Source organism: Amycolatopsis acidicola, assembly GCF_007713735.2.
Taxonomy (GTDB): Bacteria; Actinomycetota; Actinomycetes; order Mycobacteriales; family Pseudonocardiaceae; genus Amycolatopsis_E; species Amycolatopsis_E acidicola.
This window is the reverse complement of sequence record NZ_VMNW02000017.1, coordinates 18607-37599: the sequence shown is the minus strand read 5'-3', so window position 1 is coordinate 37599 and position 18993 is coordinate 18607. Positions and strand designations below refer to the sequence as shown.

Sequence of the window (18993 nt, the reverse complement as noted above, 5' to 3'; positions counted from 1 at the left end):
GAATACTCGATCGAGAAGAATCATCTTCTCGTATTCGCTCAGTTTCTTTGCGTGATCTGGTAACCGACCCCGCGTACGGCGTGGATCAGCTGCGGTTCCCGGAGTTTGCGGCGCAGTTGGGAGATCACGACGTCGAGCACGTTCGTGCTCGGTTCCGCGAACTCGTCCCAGGCGTGGCGGATCAGCTCTTTTCGCGACACCGGCCGTTCCGGGGACGTCATCAGCCTCTCGAGGACGAGGAACTCCTTGGGGGTCAACGTGAGCAGCACGGCCGCGCGGTGCACTTCGTGTTTGCTCACGTCGAGAGTCACGTCCGAATAGCGCAGCACCGTGCTCTGTTCGGCGGTGCCGCGCCGGCAAAGGCTGCGCACCCGCGCGACCAATTCCGCCATGGCGAACGGCTTCACGAGGTAGTCGCCGCCGAGCCGCAACCCGTCCAACCGGTCGGTCAGCCCGTCCCGCGCGGTCAGGAACAGCACGGGCACCGGCCATCCCGCGTCCCGCTTCGCGCGCACGTAGTCGAGCGCGTCCCCGGAAGGCAGCATCCGGTCGAACACGAGGCAGTCGTAGGCGTTGACGGAGATCTCGAAATCGGCCTGGGGGAGATCGGCGGCGGCATCCACCGCGAACCCCGCCCCGCGAAGGGACACCTCGACCGCCGTCCGCAGATCGTCGTCGTCCTCGGTCACCAGCACCCGCACTCCAGCAGGCTAGCGTGTCACGGCGGCCCGCACGTCGTCGAGGAGCAGCCCCCGCAGTTCTTCGAGCGCCGGCACGCGTCCGAGTGAACGCAGCCTGCCCGACTGGGATTTCCGCACGTCCTCGAACAACCGGCGCGCGTCGCGGGCGTTGCCGAAGTTCTCGCCCCCCGCGATCTGCCGGAAATGGTCCAGCAGCACGGTTTCCGTGGCCGGGTCCAGCGCGTAGTCCTCGGCCAGCGCCATCCGCCCGAAGATGCCGAGCAGCTCGGCCGGGGTGTAGTTCTCGAACTCGATCTGCCTGCCGAACCGGGACGCCAGCCCGGGGTTGGCCGCGAGGAAACCCGCCATCTCCCCGGTGTAGCCGGCGACGATCACGGCCACCTCGTCGCGGTGGTCCTCCATCAGCTTGACCAGTGTGTCGATCGCCTCCTGGCCGAAGTCGCCACCCGTGCCACCCGCCCTGGACAGGGTGTACGCCTCGTCGATGAACAGCACGCCGCCCTTGGACTCCTCGAAGACCAGTGCCGTTTTTTCGGCGGTGTGCCCGATGTACTGGCCGACCAGATCACGCCGCGACACCTCGCGGAAGTGCCCCTCGGGCAGCACGCCGAGTTCCCGCAGGATCTGTCCGTAGAGCCGGGCGACCGTGGTCTTCCCGGTGCCGGGCGCGCCCGCGAAGATCAGGTGGTGGCTCGCGGCGCCGACCGGCAGGCCCGCGTTGCGGCGCCACTCGTTCACCTGCAGTTCGTCCACCAGTGAGCGCACCTCGGCCTTCACGTCCGGCAGGCCGATCATCAGGTCGAGCTCACTGAGCAGCCCGTCGAGTCCGTCTCCGGCAGTCGCGCCGGAACCCGCGGCTTCGCGTATGTCGGGGCCGGCCCCTTCGGCGACCTCGAGCGAGGGTTCGGCGGTGTTGCCGAGCCGGCAGGCTTCGACGCTGCCCTGGCATCCGGTGCCGAAGGAGATGCCGACGCCACGCGTGTCATGGACCGAACATCCCCGCAACACGGGCGCGCTGTGGTGCGCCACCGCGACGCCTTCGTGCCCGGTGTGCGAGATTTCGCAGTTTTCGATGACCGGGCGACCGTATTGGTAGACGTACACCCCGCGCAGTCCGCAGCCGGTGACGGTGCAGTCGCGGATCACCGGCGTGGCACCGACCCCGACGACGATGCCGTCGCCGGTCGCGTTCTCCACGACGGTGCCTTCGAGTCGCCCTGGCGCGCCTTCGACCAGCAGGCCCTGCTCGACTCCCGCGATCGAGCAGCCGGTCACGTCGAACGGCGAAGTGCCCCGGATGCTGACCGCCGGACCGCGGCCACCGGTGATCACGCACCGCCGCAGTGTCAGTTCGGCGTCGTCGGAGGTGATCGCGGCCGAGGTGCCGGCGCGCACTTCGATTCCTTGCAGTGCAAGGAATCCGCCCCGCGCCTGAAGTACCGGGTGCGCCGCGTCGCCGCCGTCGAGCACCACCTTCGCCCCTGGCTCCGCGGTCAGCGTGACCCGCAGGCCCTCCAGGATGAGCAGCTCGGGATAACTGCCATCGGCGATGGTGATCACGGCGTCGTACGGGGCTTCGGCGAGCGCGTCGCCGACCGTCGGATAAGCGCCGGGCCGGTTCGCGACCAGCAGTTTGCGCCCGGTGCCCATCAGCCTGCCTTGTCCATCAGCCAGCCGCGGTCGGCCGCCTTGACCCCGGCCTGGAACCGGCTGCGGGCGCCGAGCCGGTTCATGATGTCGGCGACCATCCGGCGCACGGTGCGGACCGAGATGCCCAGCCTCGCCGCGGCGGATTCGTCGGTGCTGCCCGCGCAGAGCAGCGTCAGCAGGTCGCGTTCCCGGCGGTTCAGCGCCGTGTCGTTGGCGTCGGCCAGCAGGGGCACCGCGGTCGGCCACATCCGCTCGAACAGCCCGGTCGTCGCGGCCACCACCCCGGGCAACCGGAAGATCGCCACCCCGGTCGGTGAGCCGGCGCGGTCCGCGGGCAGGACCACGGCGGACCGGTCGATCACCACCGCCTCCATCGGCACCTCGGAGTCGGTCCGCACGTCCACCCCCGCCATCGACAGGCTGCCCAGTGCTCCGGACAGCCGTGCCGAATCAGGGCACAGCACGCGGTAACGCACCCCGGGCTTCAGCGACGAGCGGCCGAGCCTGCGGAGCACGTCGATCGGACCCGAGCCCGTGCCGGTGGTCATCACGAGCACCTCGTCGGTGGCCGACGCCAGTACGGAGTCGACCCCGGTGTGCCCCGACGCGGCGTGCCCGCCGACGAGGCTCAGCCGCGGTGTGGCCGGCTCCCGCTCCCGCAGTACTTTCCGTTGCGCCGCAACGAGTTCCGCCCCCGGTTCGACGCCGAGCTCGCGCAGCAGCGTGCGCCGCGCCCGGTCGTAGGTGGCCAGTGCCTCGGCCGGGCGGCCGGCCGCGTGCAGCGCGAGCACGAGCCTGGTCCAGACGGTTTCGCGCAGCGGGTGCTGTTCGCCGAGCTCGGTGAGCAGCACCGTCGCGTCGGTGGCCCGGCCCAGTTCGAGATAGGCGTCGGAGAGCAGGCAGCTCAACTCGCAGCGCGTTTCGGTCAGCCGGGCCGCGGCCGACTGCGCGGCGGGCAAGGCGAGCTCCTCGAACGGGCTGCCCCGCCAGAGCGCGAGCGCGGCGGTCAGCTTCTCGGCCGCGGTCGCGTACTCGTCCTGATCCATCGCGGCGCGGGCGGACTCGACGAGCGAGTCCAGCTCGTCGGTGTCGGTTTCGCCGGGCAGCACGGTCAGCCGGTAGGCGCCCGGCCTGCTCGCCAGCCGGTCGCCGAATGTCTTCCGGAGCTGCCAGACGTAGCTGCGCAGGTTCCGGACGGCGGACGACGGGACGGCCTGTTCATGCCAGATCGCGTCGATCAGCTGATCAACGCCGACCCAGGCGTTAGCGTGCAGGAGCAACACGGCGAGCAGCGCGCGGGGTTTCGCCGCGGCCGGCTCGACGGGGGTCCCGGCCGAGGTGCACGCCTCGATCGGACCTAGTACGTGAAACTGCATGCGCTAACTTTCCGTCGGAGCACATGAGGATTTGATGACACGAGGGCGGCGATGGACCAGGGCAACCGGGTGATGGTCGTCGAGGACGACGAGGACCTGCGGATAGCCGTCGCCACGCAGCTCAGGGCGGCCGGCCTCGAGGTCAGGACGGCGGGTGATCTCGCCGGCGCCGAGGAGGCGTTGCAGGCGGCGCCGTGCGACTGCGTGGTGTTCGACCGCATGCTGCCCGACGGCGACTCCATGAACTACGTCCACACCAGACGGCAGCGGGAATGGCGCACCCCGGTGCTGTTCCTGACCGCACGGGACACCCTGGCCGACCGGGTGGCCGGGTTCGAGCACGGCGCCGACGACTACCTGGTGAAGCCGTTCGCCATGGCCGAGCTGACCGAGCGGGTGCTCAACCTGTGCCAGCGGTCCGGGATCGAGCGGCCCCCCGTGCTGTCCCACTCCGATCTCGTGATGGACTGCGCACGCCGTGAGGTGCGCCGCGCCGGCGTCCTGCTCACCTTGTCGAACAAGGAGTTCGCCGTGCTGGAGTACCTGCTCACCAGGCCGGGGCAGGCGGTGGGCCGCGCCGAGCTGATGGAGCACTGCTGGGACGCGCTGACCGATCCGATGTCCAATGTGGTGGAAGCCGTCGTGAAACGGTTGCGCCGCAAGCTGCGCGAGCCCGAGCTCATCCAGACCGTCCGTGGTTTCGGGTACCGGCTGGGCCTTTCATGAAAGGCTCCTCGGCCGACGGGCTGCGCAGGCTGCGCTGGGTGCTGACCGCGTTGTTCACCGTGATCAACACGATCGGGCTCGTGGTGTTCGCGTGGTTCTTCGTGCACGAGGACGGCAAACAGGGCGTGGCGAGCGTCGACGCGGAGCTGAACCGGGTCACCTCCTCGGTGAGCAGGCTCGTCGGGTTCAACGGTGCCTTCGATTTCAGTCTCGTCAACTCCGACGAACTCAACTCGGGCTGCCCGCAGTTCGCGATCCTGCCCGGCGGCTCGTCCTCCTTCGAACCGCACCTCTCCGCCCGTACCTGCGTGCCGATGGACCAGGCCGTGCTGGCCGACCTGGCCACTTCGGCCGTGCGCACCGGCGGGGTGGTCGTCGACTACCGGAACAGCACCAGCGGCGAGCTCGTCCGCGTGCGCGCGGAACCGTTGCTGAGTTCGGGCGGCCGGTACATCGGTGCCGTGGTGGCGGTGGCAGGCATGGGCGCCGAGCAGTCGCGGCACACCGGGCTGATGCTGCTGGTGATCGGCGGGTGCGTGTTGCTGGTCGCGGTGCTCGGGGTGGCGGGACACGTCCTGTCCGGCCGTTCGATCCGCCCCGCCGCGGCGGCATTGCAGCAGCAGGAGGTTCTGCTCGCCGAGACCGCACACGACCTGCGCAGCCCGGTCGCCGCGTTGCGCGCGCTCGCCGAGGCCGCATTGGACAATCCGGGACAGCGCGCGGATCTGTTGCCCCGCACGGTGAATCTGGCCGCGCGGATGGGCAGCATCATCGACGGCCTGCTGGTGCGCGCCCGCCTCGCGGCGGGGGTCGAGCAGCTCAACATCCAGCCCGTGTGGCTCGACCAGCTCGTCACGGGCGTGGTCGAGGACGCGGCCACCGGCGGTGCGCAGGTCACCGTCACCGCGGCCCCGACGAAGGTGAACGCGGACCCGGCACTGATGCAGCGAGCCATCGGGAACCTGCTGGAGAACGCGATCCGCTATGGGCGCCAGCCGGGCGCCGAAGCCGTCGTGCACATCACGGTCGCGGGCGGCACGGTGACGGTGGCCGACCACGGCCCCGGCATCGACCCCGCTGCCGCGACGGACGCGTTCGACCGGTTCAGCAGCACCGGCGGTTCGTCCGGGCTGGGGCTGCCCATCGTCCGCTGGGTCGCCCAAGCCCACGGCGGGACCCTCGCCGTCTACAACGCCGACGAAGGCGGTGCGATCTTCGAACTCCGGCTGCCGGTCAGTTCTTTTTGAGGTCCCGGGGTACATACCCGCCCGCTTGGGACAGTGCCCGCATGATGCCCACCGAGACCTGCTTCGGCGCCGGCGCCCGGTCGTAGAAGCCGCGGTAGATGGCTGTGCGTTCCTCCGCCGGCAGGTCGTCCAGCCCGTCCGGTCGTAGTTCGATGGTGCCGGATCGGAGTTGGGCGAGGTCGATGAGGAGTAGGTAGACGCCTTCGGGGCCGACCGGCAGCCGGGTTGCGTCAGCAGCTTGGGGGTCTACGTAGATTTGTACTCCGTCTTTGGTGACGACGACGGCGGTGGCGTGCCGGATCTCTTGGCCGTTGGGTCCTGCCCCCTTGAAGGCCAGTACTGCTGCGGCGTCTTCTTTCCTGTCGGGCATCGTGTCGATGAAGGCATCGATCGCGTCGAAGAGGTAGCCGTAGTCGGTGGGGTTGATTGTTTGCCACTTGCCGCCGAATTCCTTCTGGACTGCGTCCAGCGTGGACCATCGGGCGGCTTCTTCGGGCGGGTACTGCTTCGGTTCTTTGGGCACGCCCGCGTGAGCCCACATGAATTCCGACGCCCAGCGCACGCATTCTTCGGGGCCTTGGGAGCGGTTTTCCGGTGCCCCTAGCTCGGGGACGTTCTCGCCGAGTAAGGCTCGCACCTCCGGCTCCGGTCCACTGTCGGCGTTGACTGCGTAGCTGACATATCTCCCGTCGTCCGCGGCAAGCGGGCGCCTCAACGCGTCGCGGTAAGGCAACAGGGAGGCGCGGACCAGGTCTCCGCTCAGGTCCAGCAATCGGGGGCTGGCCGGGTCGGAGTAGTCGAAGAATGCGACGCCGTAGGTGTCGTGGGCGACGACTCCGAGACGGTGTTCGCGCTTCCCTTGTTCGTTGCTGACTTCGAGGTGCACGACTCCTTCGGACAAGAGTTCCCGGTCGGCTATCTGGAAGATGATCTCATCGATGGTCAGGTCGGCCATCCAGGTTCCGCCGAATTTCGCCACCAGTGCGTCGCGGTCGACGGTGCCGTCCGGGTTCCAGGTTCCGGGGCCGAAGTAATACGGATCGGGTTGGGCGAAGCGAGGGCGGTATTGCCGGACGAATTCATCCTTCTCGAAGTCGTAGATGTACCTGTTGTCGTCGATCGCGGGCAGCCAGTGGTTCTCGGTAATCCTGGCCAGCGGCGATCGCCGCCACAGGTCCTCCGATGGATGCCAGGATCGCGGAGGCCGGCCCGGCCATTCCAGGATTTGCGCTGTCTTCTTCTCCAGTCCTTGCGCGTAGAGCATCCCCTTCGGCGCTGTGAACCACGGCTGGTCGGACGGTTGCGGCCGCTTGCTCCATGGCAGGAAATGGTCGGTGTAGTTCAGCATGCCGACCTCGACGATGTTTCCGGACGGATGGGCGAACCAGCCGTTCTCCCGGTCGAACAACCCGACGCCGTACGACTCGTGGGTCACGTGTACGAGATGCTCCTTTCTGGAGCCGTCCTTTTCGGCAGTGACATAGACCACCTCTGCCCGTGAACCGAAGGGCCTTTCCACCATCAGACGGATCACGTCGTCGAAGCCGTCGAGGCCGAAGTCCCAGTCCTCCCCGCCGAACCAGTACTGCAGATAGCCCAGGTTGACCGTGCCGTCCGGTCGCCGGGCGGCGCCGTAGTAACCCGGGAAGGGCCGGGCGTAGTCGGGGTGGCTCTCCTGGAAGAAGTCTGCCGCCCACTTCCGCGCCCTCCATTTCCGGCCGACGGTTTCGGCGTCGACGGCGTGGTACTTGGGATGGGCCTTGGTCTTGCCGGACAGCTTCGACCGATCAGGAAGGGCGTGAACCGGATGGGTAAGGACGACTATCGGCGGCCCTGGCTGTGGCACCGGTTTCGGTATCAAAGTCGGAACCCCGCGCCACCCCGCGTGACGGGCAGATGCGAGGCCATAGCGTAGGGCGTCAATGAACCCGGCGTCCGACGGTGGCGACGGCGGTACAAATTCGGCTAACGGGCTCATCGCCGCAAGTTTTCTCAAATGGGGCCCGAGCGGGGGCTCGCCCCGATAGATCGCGCTGCGCTCGGCCTTCGGCACTTCGTCCATCCCGTGCTCCGGCGGTTGGATGGGCTCCATCGACCGCAGCGCGTCCATCTCGACCGGAAGTCGAAGAATCATCCAGGGCCGGGTCGGTACTCTCGCCACGCACCCAGTCATCGGATCCCACGCCATCGGTACTCCCGTGTCTTCGTCCACCTCGACGACGAACACGTGGCGTTTCATCTCCCCGTTACTTCCGCGCGACAGGACGGCGACCGCGGACACCGCCCCCCTGTCGCCGGTCATCGGCTCGACGAGGTCGTCCCAGCTGCCGTGCGCGTGCCAGGTGCCGCCTACCCGTTCCCAAAGCGCGGTCAGGGTGGCCCGCTCAGGGAGTGTCTTCGAGAACGGGACGGCCGTCTTGCCCTTCCAACCGGCCAGCGTGTAGAGATATGCGACCGCGGCGGCCACACAGTTGCTCCGGTATCCCCGGAAGCCGGCGAACAACGAGTTGTAATTCCGGTTGATCTGCGTAAGGAGCGGAGCCTTCTCCTGACGGAGGCTTTCGAGCACCTCGGGTGGTGCGGTATCGGCCGTTACGAAGGGGCGGATGGCGATCCCCTTTTCCTTGGGGGACCACCTGGCGAGTGCCACGTTCGTCTTGACCGCGTTCAGTTGTTTCGCTCGCCACTCTCGCGTCGCTTTCACCCGTTCCTCGGTGATGTGGTTGCCGATGAAGCGGGAATGCAGGACTCTCCGGGCCGGAACATTCGCGGCCTTGGCGATTTCGTCGCTCTTCAGTTGCAGCGGCGACTTGTAGACCGGCTCGGGGGAGTCGAGGCCGGGGTCGTCGATGTCGGTGAATCGCATCGGATCGGTCCCTGCCTTGTATTCGTCGACGCGCTGGTTGAGCTCGTGAATGGCCTTCATGACCTCCTGCGCGGCGCGCGTGCGGTTCTCGTCGAACGCTCGCAGTAGCACGGCCAGTTGCCCGGGGAGTGGGACGCCCTCGGACGACAGCCGGAGTAGCCCCTCCACCTGCCGGGCGTAGTAGTCATCGCCATGGGTCTCGGACCACCGCAGAATCATTTTTAGATTCTGCGCGAGCCGGTCGTCGTCGAACCCGTCGTCGTGGGCCTCGACGTTCAGCAGGTCGACGATCCGGCCAAGAAGCTGCCGCTCCTGGTCCCAATCGCGACTCGGCCCGCGTACCAGGTCGTCGAGCCTTGCGCGGAGGCCGGCTTGCCTGGTGCTTTCGTAATGCTCCACCAGTTCTTTCAGCCGGCTGGGGAGCTCCTTGTTGGTCGCTTTGTGCTCCGACAGCACGCCCTTCACCTGCTGGACGAGGTCGCCTTCTCCGTCTCTCAGGTATGCGCGCAGTACGGTGGCCAGCCGGTTGGTGAGGAAGCCGCCGCGGCGCTCGTAGTCGCGCAGCTGTTGTTCAATGCCGTCGATGAGCGGCGGCAATACGTCCTTGAGCAGCCCGAGGCTGTGCTCCAGTGTCGGACGGAAACCCCAGAGCCCCAGTTCGACTTCGATGGACTGGCGCAGAGACTCGAGCTTCCCCCTGATCTTCTCGGGCCAGTCCTGGTTTTCCGGTTCGGTCAACGACTCCTGCTTCGTCCGTACCTCGCGCGACCACCCCCCTGGCCGCTCGTTTTCGGACTGGGCCAGGAACTCCACCTTCTCCTGTATCTCTGTCGGCCAGGCCTCGGGCGACCACTCCGGTGGCTCCTTGTCCTCAGGCGGGGCCAGGATGTCCAGCATTTCCCGTACCTCGTGCGACCACCCGCCTGGTCGCTGGTTTTCGGGCCGGGCCAGGAACTCCAGTGCCTCCCGTACCTCCTCTCGGCGGGTCGTGTGGTGCCGGATCTCGGACAGGGCCTTCAGCTCGGCCCTGCTTTCCGGTGACCAGGTCTCGGACTGCAGGTCTTCGTCGGTGACGAGGATGGGTTCGAATTTCGTCAGCGGTGTCACGGCGGGCAGTGCACGCCGCTCTCGCCTGTCGAGGTGGGTCGAAATCTGCTCTGCGACGACGGTGGGAAACTCCTCTCCGTGTCGCTTCGCGAAGTCGCGAAGCATGGCTTCGGCCACCTTCTCCAGTAAGTAGCGGTTTTCCCGGGCTTCCCGGTCGCTCTTTTGCTCGACGGGCGTACCGGCGCGGTTCTCGGCGACCATTTCCCGGACTCGGACGAATGGTTTCCCGATCGCGGTTAAGACCCCGGCCAAACCGGCCGCCACCCCACCCCATAAATAGTATGCACTCGCGCCGGCGAGTACGCTGACGCCGAATGTGATCGTGCCGGCTGTAATCGAGTTCAGCAGGATGAAAGTCGCGTATTCCAACCGTGATAGCGGCCCTTTTCGGGAAATCGGGGCTGTCAACTTGGGCGGGGTCGACCGGATGACGCCGAGCAGCTCCTTCAGCTCTTCGGGTACTTCCCCGAGCGCGGAGAGCCGGCGGTCTCCAGCCGGTCCGGACTTCGCTGAACGCGCCACGATGTGCAGGGCCTCCACAGCGATCTCGCGCAACAGCCAGTCCCGGTCCCCGACCGTCATCGGAATCTTTGCTTCGCGGTTCGCCCGCAAAGCCCCGGCCAATCGAGTGAGCTTGTGTTCCAGCTCCCGCAATGCCGTCCGGTTCTCAATCAACGCGGTGACGGTACCCGCGAAGGCCAGGCGCGCCAGATCCGCGGCCACTACGGTCGTGTGCCGGCCCAAATGTTCGACGAGGAATCTCACTGGATCGGTATCCAGCGCCGGGTTGGCAACTTTGTTCACATTCGGCATGAGCGGGATGTAGCTCGCTACCGCAGCGCCCCATTGAAACCCTGAAACCCCCAAATTCGGGCCGTCCACGTCGGGACGCTCCGGCGACGGCGTCAGCTCGGTTACCGCTTCCGCGGGTAATTCCTCACCGGCGAAGTAGGCGTCGATCACGGCGAACGCATGGACAGTGCCCTGGTATAGTTTCCTGACCTCTTCGACGACCTTCTGGGCATCCTCTCGGTTGATGCTGTCCTGCGCGGCGAGCTCCGCGCCTTTGCGCTTCCGCCGACTGTATCTTTCGGCGAGTGGTCGCAGCACCATTGTCCCGACTGCCGAGGACAGCTGGCTCAATGCAGTGGGCTTGGTCATCCCCATTAGCCCGCCGACAAGGTACCCGGCTAAAAGACCCAATAAAGCAGGCAGCGAGAACTGGCGTCCCAGCCGCCGCAATGGCAGGGCGATGTCGACTTCTTCGTCCGGCAGCTGATCATCGGTGGGCACCAGATCGTCTTCCGGCCACGGGGTTGCGGCGCCTATCGCGCGAGCCTTGTCGATCGCAGCGCGCATCTCAAGGGACTTTCTCGCTCTCGCGGCTCGCTCGTCGTTGGCGATGGAAAAGCTTCGGAGCGTTATCGCACTCAGCAAGAGGCTCGACAGTCCGGACACGAGATAGCTGACGCCGTTACCCAGCGGGCCCACATGAACAGCGCTCAGTGTGAGGGCTGTTCCCATGGCCAGCGTGGCCGGCGAGTCGTTGAAGATCGCGGCCAAGACGTTGAACCAGGTCGGCAGATAGTCCGTGTTGGTCCGCTTGATGGCGAACTCCTCCACCACCTGCTGAGCCTTCGCACTGAGTGACTTCAGGCGATAGCCGTAGCCCGGCATCTGCTTTTCCAGCCCGGCCCGTTCGAGTAGCGCGCGAAGCTCGGAAATCAGCTGTCGCCTGCGCCACGGCCGCCGCGGCGGAGTCCTGGCGATCCGGTCGCCGAGCAACTCGATCCGGACCTCGAACGCCCGGTCGATGGGGCCGTCCGGCAGCCGGTCAAGGTCGCTGTTCGCGTGGAGTGTGTGGCTGTGCGGATTAAGGGTCGCCTTGGTGAAATACTGTGTCCCGTAGGCGATCGCGGCGGTGAGGACTCCCTCCACGTCTCGCAGTCGCGTCCGGGCGGGCAAGTAGACCGACAGCAGTTGCTTGCCGGGGTGCGTCGAAAAGCCGGACGCTTCGAGCGGGCGGCCGGGTAGCACGTGGAAGACCGTTGTGAAGATCTTCCGGTCACCGTCGAACACGTCGTAGCGGAGGTCCGCTCCGGCGGGCACGAGTGTCACCCTTGTCCGCGAGCCCGCCTGGTCGCTGTTCTTGCGGATGGCATTCTCGACCGCCGACACACGATCGAACGCACGGGCGCCGGATGCCATCGGAAGGCGGTATGAGACTTCGACGGCCGGGTTCTCCACCGGCCAGTTTCCGGTCCGGTAGCCCTCTGCCGCCTCCGCGGGCCGGTATGCGTTGGCGACGACGAGTGCGCTGTTCGCCACCAGAGCCGGGTCCTGTTTTTCACGCGGCGTGCTCATGAAGATCTTGGTGCCGTACGCCTCGAGCGCGCGCATCCGGATCGCGCTGTAGGGATCCTCCCCCGCCACACCGAGGTACGACAGCAGGCGCTCCAGGTGTGCCTCCATCCGCCGCCGCGCCAACGGCGAGCGGGCCTGGGATACCAAGATGCCCATGGCGACCACCTGGGCGATGTGGCCGCGGTCGGTCGGCTTGAGTTTCAGTGCTCGGCCGGGGAACTGGTCATACCTGAGATTCTGTTCGTATAGGGAAGCCTGGCTGAGGGGAACGGCGTCGCGATCCTTCGCCTGGGCGGCCAGCAGGTCTCCGCCCACGGCCATCGTGTGTGCTATCGGCAGCACTGCCAGCTCCGGCGGCAGCCAGTCGGGCTGACGGAGGACAATCTGGGGCATCGACGGGTCCGACGTACTTTCCGGGAAGACCTGGAAGGTGATCGGGTTGTGCTCGGAGTAACCGATGTTCGGCGTGTGGATGACCTGGAGGACGAATTTTTGCCCGCCCGAGTCGATGATCCACGCTTGCTCCGAAGGCATCGGCACAGAGCTGTCCTCGACGATGCGCACATCGGCCGCGGTCGCCGCTGCCTGGATCACCGATCGGACGACGTCCTCGTCAGCGCGCTTCCGCGCCTGCCAGGCACCTCGGATGGTGCTGATCGGGCTGTGGACCTTGATGGTCCCGATCAGGGGGGTTGCCTTTTCCTTCCGGAGCCGGGGCGTGGAGCCCTCGCCAGGTTCGGATGCGGCCTGTTCCTGCGATGCGATCGGCGCCACCGGCACGACCGTTGGTGTTTCCGTCGGTGAGGCCGGGGTTTGCGCGGGCTCGGCGCGTTGGTTGGTGACGTTCTGGTGTTCTTGGTGTTTGGTGGCTGCTCTGTCGGCGAGCCATTGGGCGAGTTCTCGGGCTTGGACCGGCCGGAATGGTCCCATGCTCCTGGTGACCTGGCCGGTGAGGAGGTTTTCCTTTGCTGCGAGGATTTCTACGGGTTGGCCGGGCCGGTGGATCGGGATCGCGTCGAAGCCCTGGTTCAATAGTTGGAAGGACAGTTCTTGCAGCCAGGTGGGGTCGCCGGTGGTTGCTTCACCGGTGAGTACGAGAAATCGACGCCGGGGGTCGTTCGCGGGGAGTGAGTCCAGGTGTTGCTGGACTCGTTGAAGCAGGGTTTGGCGGTCTGCGTCCTCACGGCTGTCCAGCTGTGCGACGACGACCGCGTAGCCGGGGCCGGTTGAGCCGGCGCTTTGGACAGGGAATTCGAGGAAGCCGGTGGAAGTCTGGTCGGGGGCGTTGAAGGTTCCGGGTTGCCAGAGGTGTTCGAGTGCGGTGCCGTCGGTGATGAGCGACGAGACAACCGCGGCGGTGTGCACTTCCTCGTCTGTGCTCGCGTAGAGCGGGAGTAGCGCTGAACCGAGCTGCGGGAGGTCCTTTACGGACACATCATTCCCGAGCGCGGAGAGCAGACCCGCTGCCTTCCAGAGGTCCTCGGCTTCCTCGAACCTCTGCGCCCGGGCTTGTTCCATGGGTCGCTTCGGTGTTTCGGTTGGCTCCGACGGAAGTGCAGTTTTCCGCGGCAGATACCTTGCGTGGGTCCGGTCGATCTTCTCCACACCGCGCCGCAACGCCCAGTCCTGCAGGTTCGCCGCCAGCATCCGGCCTGCCTCCTGGCCGCCGGCGCCCTCAACCACACCAGTGACGTGCAAGTGCACCACCCGCTCGCCCTGGCGTTCCCCGATGAACGCGACCGAGGCACCCACCAGATCCTTACCCGAGAACGCGCCGGCTATGTAGAAGCCGCCCTCCGAGAACGCCAGCAGCCGATCGAGGGGCATCGGCTCCGCGCCCGGCTCGGGTTTGAAGAGCTCGTTGAAGTGGTCGGACACCTTCTGCAAGTCGGGCAGCTCGGACAACTCGCGCACCGTGAGCGGCGAATCTTCGGGGAAGCCAGCCTCCGGACTCGGCAATGATGCCGCTTCAGGCGGAGTCGACGCGGGGGCGTCGCGTTTCGCGAGCAGCTCGAGGTTGTTCCAGTTGGCATCGAGACCGAGAACGCCGTCGGCAGCACCGCTTTCGATGAGTCCGCGGGCTGCGTCGGGATCAGCTTCGTCCGTGGTGACCACATAGAATTCCGGCGTCCTGCCGTAGTCGGCGGCGATCTGCCGCATCACGACGAGTCCTTCGCCGACGCGCCGGAGGTTCTCCGTACCGGTCTGAAGTGGACGATGGACGAGTTCTACCCAGACCTCACGGCCGTCGCGAAAGGCTATTCGGATGTCCGGGGTGGGCGCGTTCTCCGCCGGTGCCGCTTCGGACACGTCACGAGCCGCCGCCTCCAGGCGATGGACCGCGGCGTTGAGCTCCTCGTCGGACTCGTACCGGGTGCCCATGAATTTCGCGAGTTCGGTGCGGACGGAACTTGCGAACTGTTTCGCGTCGCGCAACCGGACGTCGGAGCCAGGGAATTCCTCGTTCAGCGCGTACGGCTCTGGGCCGGCGAAATGGTCGAGGATGTCGACAGCGGTTTGCGCGAGCTGGAGTGCCTCGTCCCGTTTGGACTCGAGATCGGGGACGTCTCCGGCAGCTGTGCGCCGGCGCGTGTAGTCCTCGAGAGCCAGCATTCCGGAAAGCGCCGTGCCGAACATCGCGGACAGCCGCTTGCCCGCGGACGGGTCGATCTCCTGGCGCGTCGCGGCATTGACCCTGGGGTCCTCCACCCAGCCGTTTCGGAGGCCCCAGTCCTGGAAGCGGTCGGGATGGCGTAGGGAATTGTCGGCGAGCCGCAGCATCGTGAGCATCCGGAGGATCTCGTGTTCCAGCTGTGCGTCGGTGAACTCTGTCCAGTCGTCGGCGGGCGGTGCTTCGCGGCGCAGCCGGTCCCGGATTACGCCGAGGCTGTATTTCAAGCTGGCGATGGGCTTCTTCGTGGTGAAGAACAGGGATTTCCCGCCGGCGGCGGTCGTATCCATGAGCCGGGCCATGGCCGCGACCTGTTCGTCCGACAGCCGGAGGATACGGCCCAGTCCTTCACCGGGAGATACCCTGTCGAGAGCCTGCGCCAGTTCGCGTTTCGCCTGTTCGATGCCGACCTCGGCGATCCGCTCGGCGAATCTGCGCTGGATCTCGGGCGGCAAAACGAACCACAGCAACCGCTCACCGCGCGACAGACCGTCCGGCGCGTCCGCCGGCATTTCCAGTTCAGGCCGCACGACCCGGTATCGGATTCGGCCACCGGACCCGCCCCAGGACGTCGGTACGAGGGGCTTGTCCTTCGAGGTCCGCTCCGGTGGTACCCGCCGCGGCTTTGCCGGTCGTGTGCCGGTCCGCTCGGCGAGTTTCTCCCCGAGTTGGTCGCGTTCGTCCACCTCCGTAAGGAAATTCAGCTTGTCCGCCAGACTCGCGCCGCGGGAAATCCTCCGGCGCGGCTCTCCTTGCCGAGGTGTGAAGAGCATTTGGTCGATGATCTCGTCGAGGATGAGGTGAAGTGCTTGTGCGGCACCGACACCCATCTCGGTGGCCAGTTTCCGCAGCGCCTCGCGTTCCGCGTCGGTCAGTTGTTCCAGTACTTCAGGCGGAATGTCCGAGAGCGGGGCCGGGTTCGGGTCGGGGCCGCCGACGCCTTCCCCGGGATGGGCCGGGATCTCCGGCGGGAGCTGGTCGGGGTGGTTGATTCGGGCTGGAAACGTTTCGGGCCATTCGGGGGTCGACGGCGTTGCCGAGCTGTCGTACTCGGGGCGCGCCGGCATCTCGATCGGAGCGGGTTCTTCCGGCTGCGGTGGCTGGTGGTACGGGAGGTCGGGGGTCGGCGTTCTCCCGGAATCCGGGTTCGGGAAATCCCCTGGGGAGACGGGATTCGCCGGTTTCGTCGGAACCACTGGAAGCGCGTTCGGAACGACGGGCTTCTGCCGGCCGTCCAGCGGATCCGCCGGCCGGTATTCCAGCGGCTTCCGCTCGGTCACCTCGAAAGGCTGCGCCGGGTTGATCTCGTCGGGGACCTTGGGCGGGGTCAGCGGTTCGGGTGCCGACGAGGCAGCGAGTGGGCCAACCAAGCCCAACGGCAGGTTGAGGCGCGCCGGCCGGCGCGTTCCCGCATCGCCGACGGGACGCGTCGATGACGCATCGCCGCCGGGGTTCCCGGTCGGAGGCTCGGCACCGTCGGGATCCCGGAAGTTCCGCTGGGGCTGACGCGGTGGTTCTGGTGGTTCGGCTCTGGGAAGCTCGCCGGATTCGCTTTCCTCCGCCGTTTTCTTGATGATCCGTACGTGCAGTGGCTCGCCCTGCGTGGTGGGGTCCGCCGCCGTCTCGAGTGATTCGACCTCGGAGGTCGGCTTCGCGGCCATCGCGTCGGCCGAGGCACCGGCAGGCTTGGGTGCTTCGGCCGGTTTCGCCATTGGGCGGCTCGCGCTCGCGGCTGCCGGCTGCGGGGGCTCGGGTTGTGGAGGACGCGTGGCCTCATCGCGTTCACGCAGAGCGGTTTTGGTGCCACCTCCTGGCTGGGGCCGCACCACATTGTCACCTTGATGAGCCGCGCCTCCGCCCCGAGTCGGCTTGGGAGGCGGATTGGGCGAATTCCCGTCTGCGGCGCCGCTCGAGGGGGCGTCATCAGGACCGCCACGATGCGGTGGGGTCGTGCGTCCGCCGCCGGGTTCGTCGGGCAGCTCCTTGAAATGGCTCTCGGTGTCGAGCTGCGCGGGCCGGCCCAGGGTTCCGTTGGTCAGGTCCGCCTTGTCGACGTACTTGAGCTTGTCAGCGTATATCTCGCCCGGAGTGCGCCTGCGAACCTCGCCCTCTGGCTCGCCGGATGATTGTTCGGAAGCGTGCGGATGCTCGCCCGTGTCGTCGGCCCGTGCCTCGGAACCGGACTCCGGCGGGTGTGACGGATCTTCTCGATGTCCTCCGGATGCGGGCGAGCCGTCACCTGATGTGGTGTTGGGCGACGGCTTGCCTTCGGAAGAGCCGGAGGGCTTGTTCGACGCGGCGGTGGTATCAGCCTCCGGGTGCGGCTGCTCCCCGGCGTTGCCCTGGGGTTTGCCGGACCGCGGCTTGCTGTGGCGCGACTTCTCTTCTGACAGCGCGTCCTTGACGTCGCCACGATCAGCGCTCGTCTTCTCCGTCCTCCCCGTCGTCTTCGGCGGGGTGCCGCCGGACGTCTCCTCGCCCGGCCGGTGAAACGGCGACATTTCCTCGGTCACCCGGGCAATGTTGTTGAAGCGTATGCCGTTTCTCGCATCCTCACTCAACTTCTGGAGAAAATGCGGGCCACTGTCGCTGGATGCAGTGCGCATGACGATCTTGCTCAGATCGTCGGCCTTGCCCACCGGCGATTCCCCGGCTGCCGTCGTCGGGTGAGACAGGGGTGGCGTTTCTCCCGCAGCCGGATCCGCGGGGGAACTCGGCCCGGGGTGAGGTTGTTCCGGGGCGGAAGAATGCGATCCCGGTGGCACTTCGCCGGGCTGGTTCCCGGGCTCCACGCCAGGCTGTCCGCCGTCGGAACCGGCGGGACGCGCCTCGGCGCCGCCCGGCATCGGGTTGGGCTGCTTCGGTGTTTGAGCTGCCCCGGCGGCGGGGGACTCGTCCGGGCCGGTACCCGGCCGCGAGCTCGGGGTGACGTTCTCCGGGTTTTGGTGCCCGGCTGAATTCGTTGTCGTGTCCGGTCCGGTTGGCCGGACGTTTTCCGCTGTGTGGGGAATGGTTTCGTCGCTGGGGCGCGCGACCTGCGGGTTCTCGGTGAGCGGTTGATCGGCTTTGGCCGGGACTTCGGTTTCGGGGGTGTTGTGCGAGGCGTTCCCGCCCGCACCGCCTGAGTGGTCGCCGGAGGTTGGTTTGGGATAAGGACTATCGGCCTCCACGGGAGGACGATCCTTCCCGAGTAAACCCTTGCCTGCTTCGGCGACTTTGGGGAGGTTCTTGAAGCCGGAGACCGCCAAGTCGCTGACCTTGGGAAGGTTCAGGAGGCTCTCCAGCGCGGCCCCGGTTTTCGCCACGGCGGCGAATCTGCTCGCCTTCGCTGCCGTGGCGAAAGCCCTCAGCCCGGAAGCGGCGCCGGACGAGGCACCTCGAAGAGCGAGCACGGCGCCGATATTGCCGGCCAGTTCGCCTCCCGCGAAGGCCGGATCGTCCTTCCAATCGTTCCAGCCGACGAAGGTCTTGCCGGCGTTCACCAGTGTGTCGCCGTATTCACCCTTGCGCAGGCCGGGAAGGCCGGTGAATTCGTTGAGTGCCAGCATGCCGACACCGATTGGTGAGCCGATCGCGCCGAGCGCGGCCAAGGTCTTCCACGCGTGCCCGGCGTTCTCCCATGACCAGCCATTCTGCCAGTCGAATCCGATGAGCTCGGTCAATCCTTCGAGGTTTCCGGCCACGGCACTGAAAGCTCCGGCTTCGGCCTCCGTTACCCAGTCGAGGAGACCCCGGCTCTTCCTTCCGCCCAGCTGGCCCGCGATCACGTCGGCGACGTGCTTGGCGTACCACCTTCGCGATTGCCTGCGACCCTCCGCGGTCGCGCCCCACAGGCCCGCCAGTTCGAAGTTCGCTTCGTTCTTGCGGATGGTGTCGATGACAAACTGCTTGCGGGCGATGATCACCTGAGCGAGGTTTCCGCAGGAACTCGCAATTTGTGCCGCATTCTTGGCCAGGTAGCCGGCGCCACCGGGGTCGTTGTTCAGCGAGCGGATCGCGAACGATACACCGTACCCGTGCCCGTCCGGCCAAACACCCTCACCTTTCAATTCCTCCGCGGCCGGTCTAGTGGCGTTCACCAGCTCGTCCAGCGCGCCGGAAATCTCGCCCCAGGACACCGAAAGTTTGGCGGCGTCGGTCTCACTGTTCGGTTCCCAGACGGAATAGCTGGGAGAACTCACATCGCCTTCGGGCGTGCAAACGGTGACCATGGGATAGCCACCGTCTTGGACAACGTAGGTCCACAGTAACGAATCCGTCGGAGGTTGGATGTCAGCCATGGTCC

6 protein-coding genes are annotated in these 18993 nt (G+C 66.8%); 2 read left to right on the top strand and 4 right to left on the bottom strand.

Going from position 1 to position 18993, the window contains the following annotated elements; translation table 11 throughout:
* Positions 1–38: 38 nt before the first annotated feature.
* From FPZ12_RS14345 to FPZ12_RS14335, 3 genes are read right to left on the bottom strand one after another with little or no spacing between them, the layout of a single operon-like run.
* A complete protein-coding gene (locus tag FPZ12_RS14345) occupies positions 39–701 on the bottom strand; it encodes a winged helix-turn-helix domain-containing protein (RefSeq protein WP_144755026.1) in 663 nt (220 codons plus the stop codon).
* 9 nt (positions 702–710) lie between these two features.
* Positions 711–2351: a right-handed parallel beta-helix repeat-containing protein gene (locus tag FPZ12_RS14340; protein WP_144755023.1), complete on the bottom strand. Its 1641-nt coding sequence runs from the start codon at positions 2349–2351 to the stop codon at positions 711–713.
* Positions 2351–3727 carry a BTAD domain-containing putative transcriptional regulator gene (locus tag FPZ12_RS14335; protein ID WP_144755020.1) on the bottom strand — a complete coding sequence of 459 codons (1377 nt, stop codon included), beginning with the start codon at positions 3725–3727 and terminating at the stop codon, positions 2351–2353. Before FPZ12_RS14335 ends, FPZ12_RS14340 begins: the two co-directional genes overlap by 1 nt.
* 51 nt (positions 3728–3778) lie before the next feature.
* Between FPZ12_RS14335 and FPZ12_RS14330 the strand changes: the two genes are divergently transcribed.
* On the top strand, positions 3779–4453 hold the full coding sequence (locus tag FPZ12_RS14330; protein WP_243769837.1) for a response regulator transcription factor: 675 nt from the start codon (positions 3779–3781) through the stop codon (positions 4451–4453).
* Positions 4450–5700 carry a sensor histidine kinase gene (locus FPZ12_RS14325; protein WP_144755016.1) on the top strand — a complete coding sequence of 417 codons (1251 nt, stop codon included), beginning with the start codon at positions 4450–4452 and terminating at the stop codon, positions 5698–5700. The genes FPZ12_RS14330 and FPZ12_RS14325 overlap by 4 nt, the downstream gene beginning before the upstream one ends.
* Here the strand turns inward: FPZ12_RS14325 and FPZ12_RS14320 are convergent.
* Positions 5687–18988, bottom strand: a complete 13302-nt coding sequence (locus tag FPZ12_RS14320) for a toxin glutamine deamidase domain-containing protein (RefSeq protein ID WP_150980327.1) — start codon at positions 18986–18988, stop codon at positions 5687–5689. The genes FPZ12_RS14325 and FPZ12_RS14320 overlap by 14 nt on opposite strands.
* Positions 18989–18993: the final 5 nt, after the last annotated feature.

What these genes read in the sequence shown, in the direction of transcription:
- FPZ12_RS14320 (WP_150980327.1), bottom strand. Translation starts at nt 18,988, where the DNA reads ATGGCTGACATCCAACCTCCGACGGATTCGTTACTGTGGACCTACGTT.
- FPZ12_RS14335 (WP_144755020.1), bottom strand. Translation starts at nt 3,727, where the DNA reads ATGCAGTTTCACGTACTAGGTCCGATCGAGGCGTGCACCTCGGCCGGG.
- FPZ12_RS14325 (WP_144755016.1), top strand. Translation starts at nt 4,450, where the DNA reads ATGAAAGGCTCCTCGGCCGACGGGCTGCGCAGGCTGCGCTGGGTGCTG.
- FPZ12_RS14340 (WP_144755023.1), bottom strand. Translation starts at nt 2,351, where the DNA reads ATGGGCACCGGGCGCAAACTGCTGGTCGCGAACCGGCCCGGCGCTTAT.
- FPZ12_RS14330 (WP_243769837.1), top strand. Translation starts at nt 3,779, where the DNA reads ATGGACCAGGGCAACCGGGTGATGGTCGTCGAGGACGACGAGGACCTG.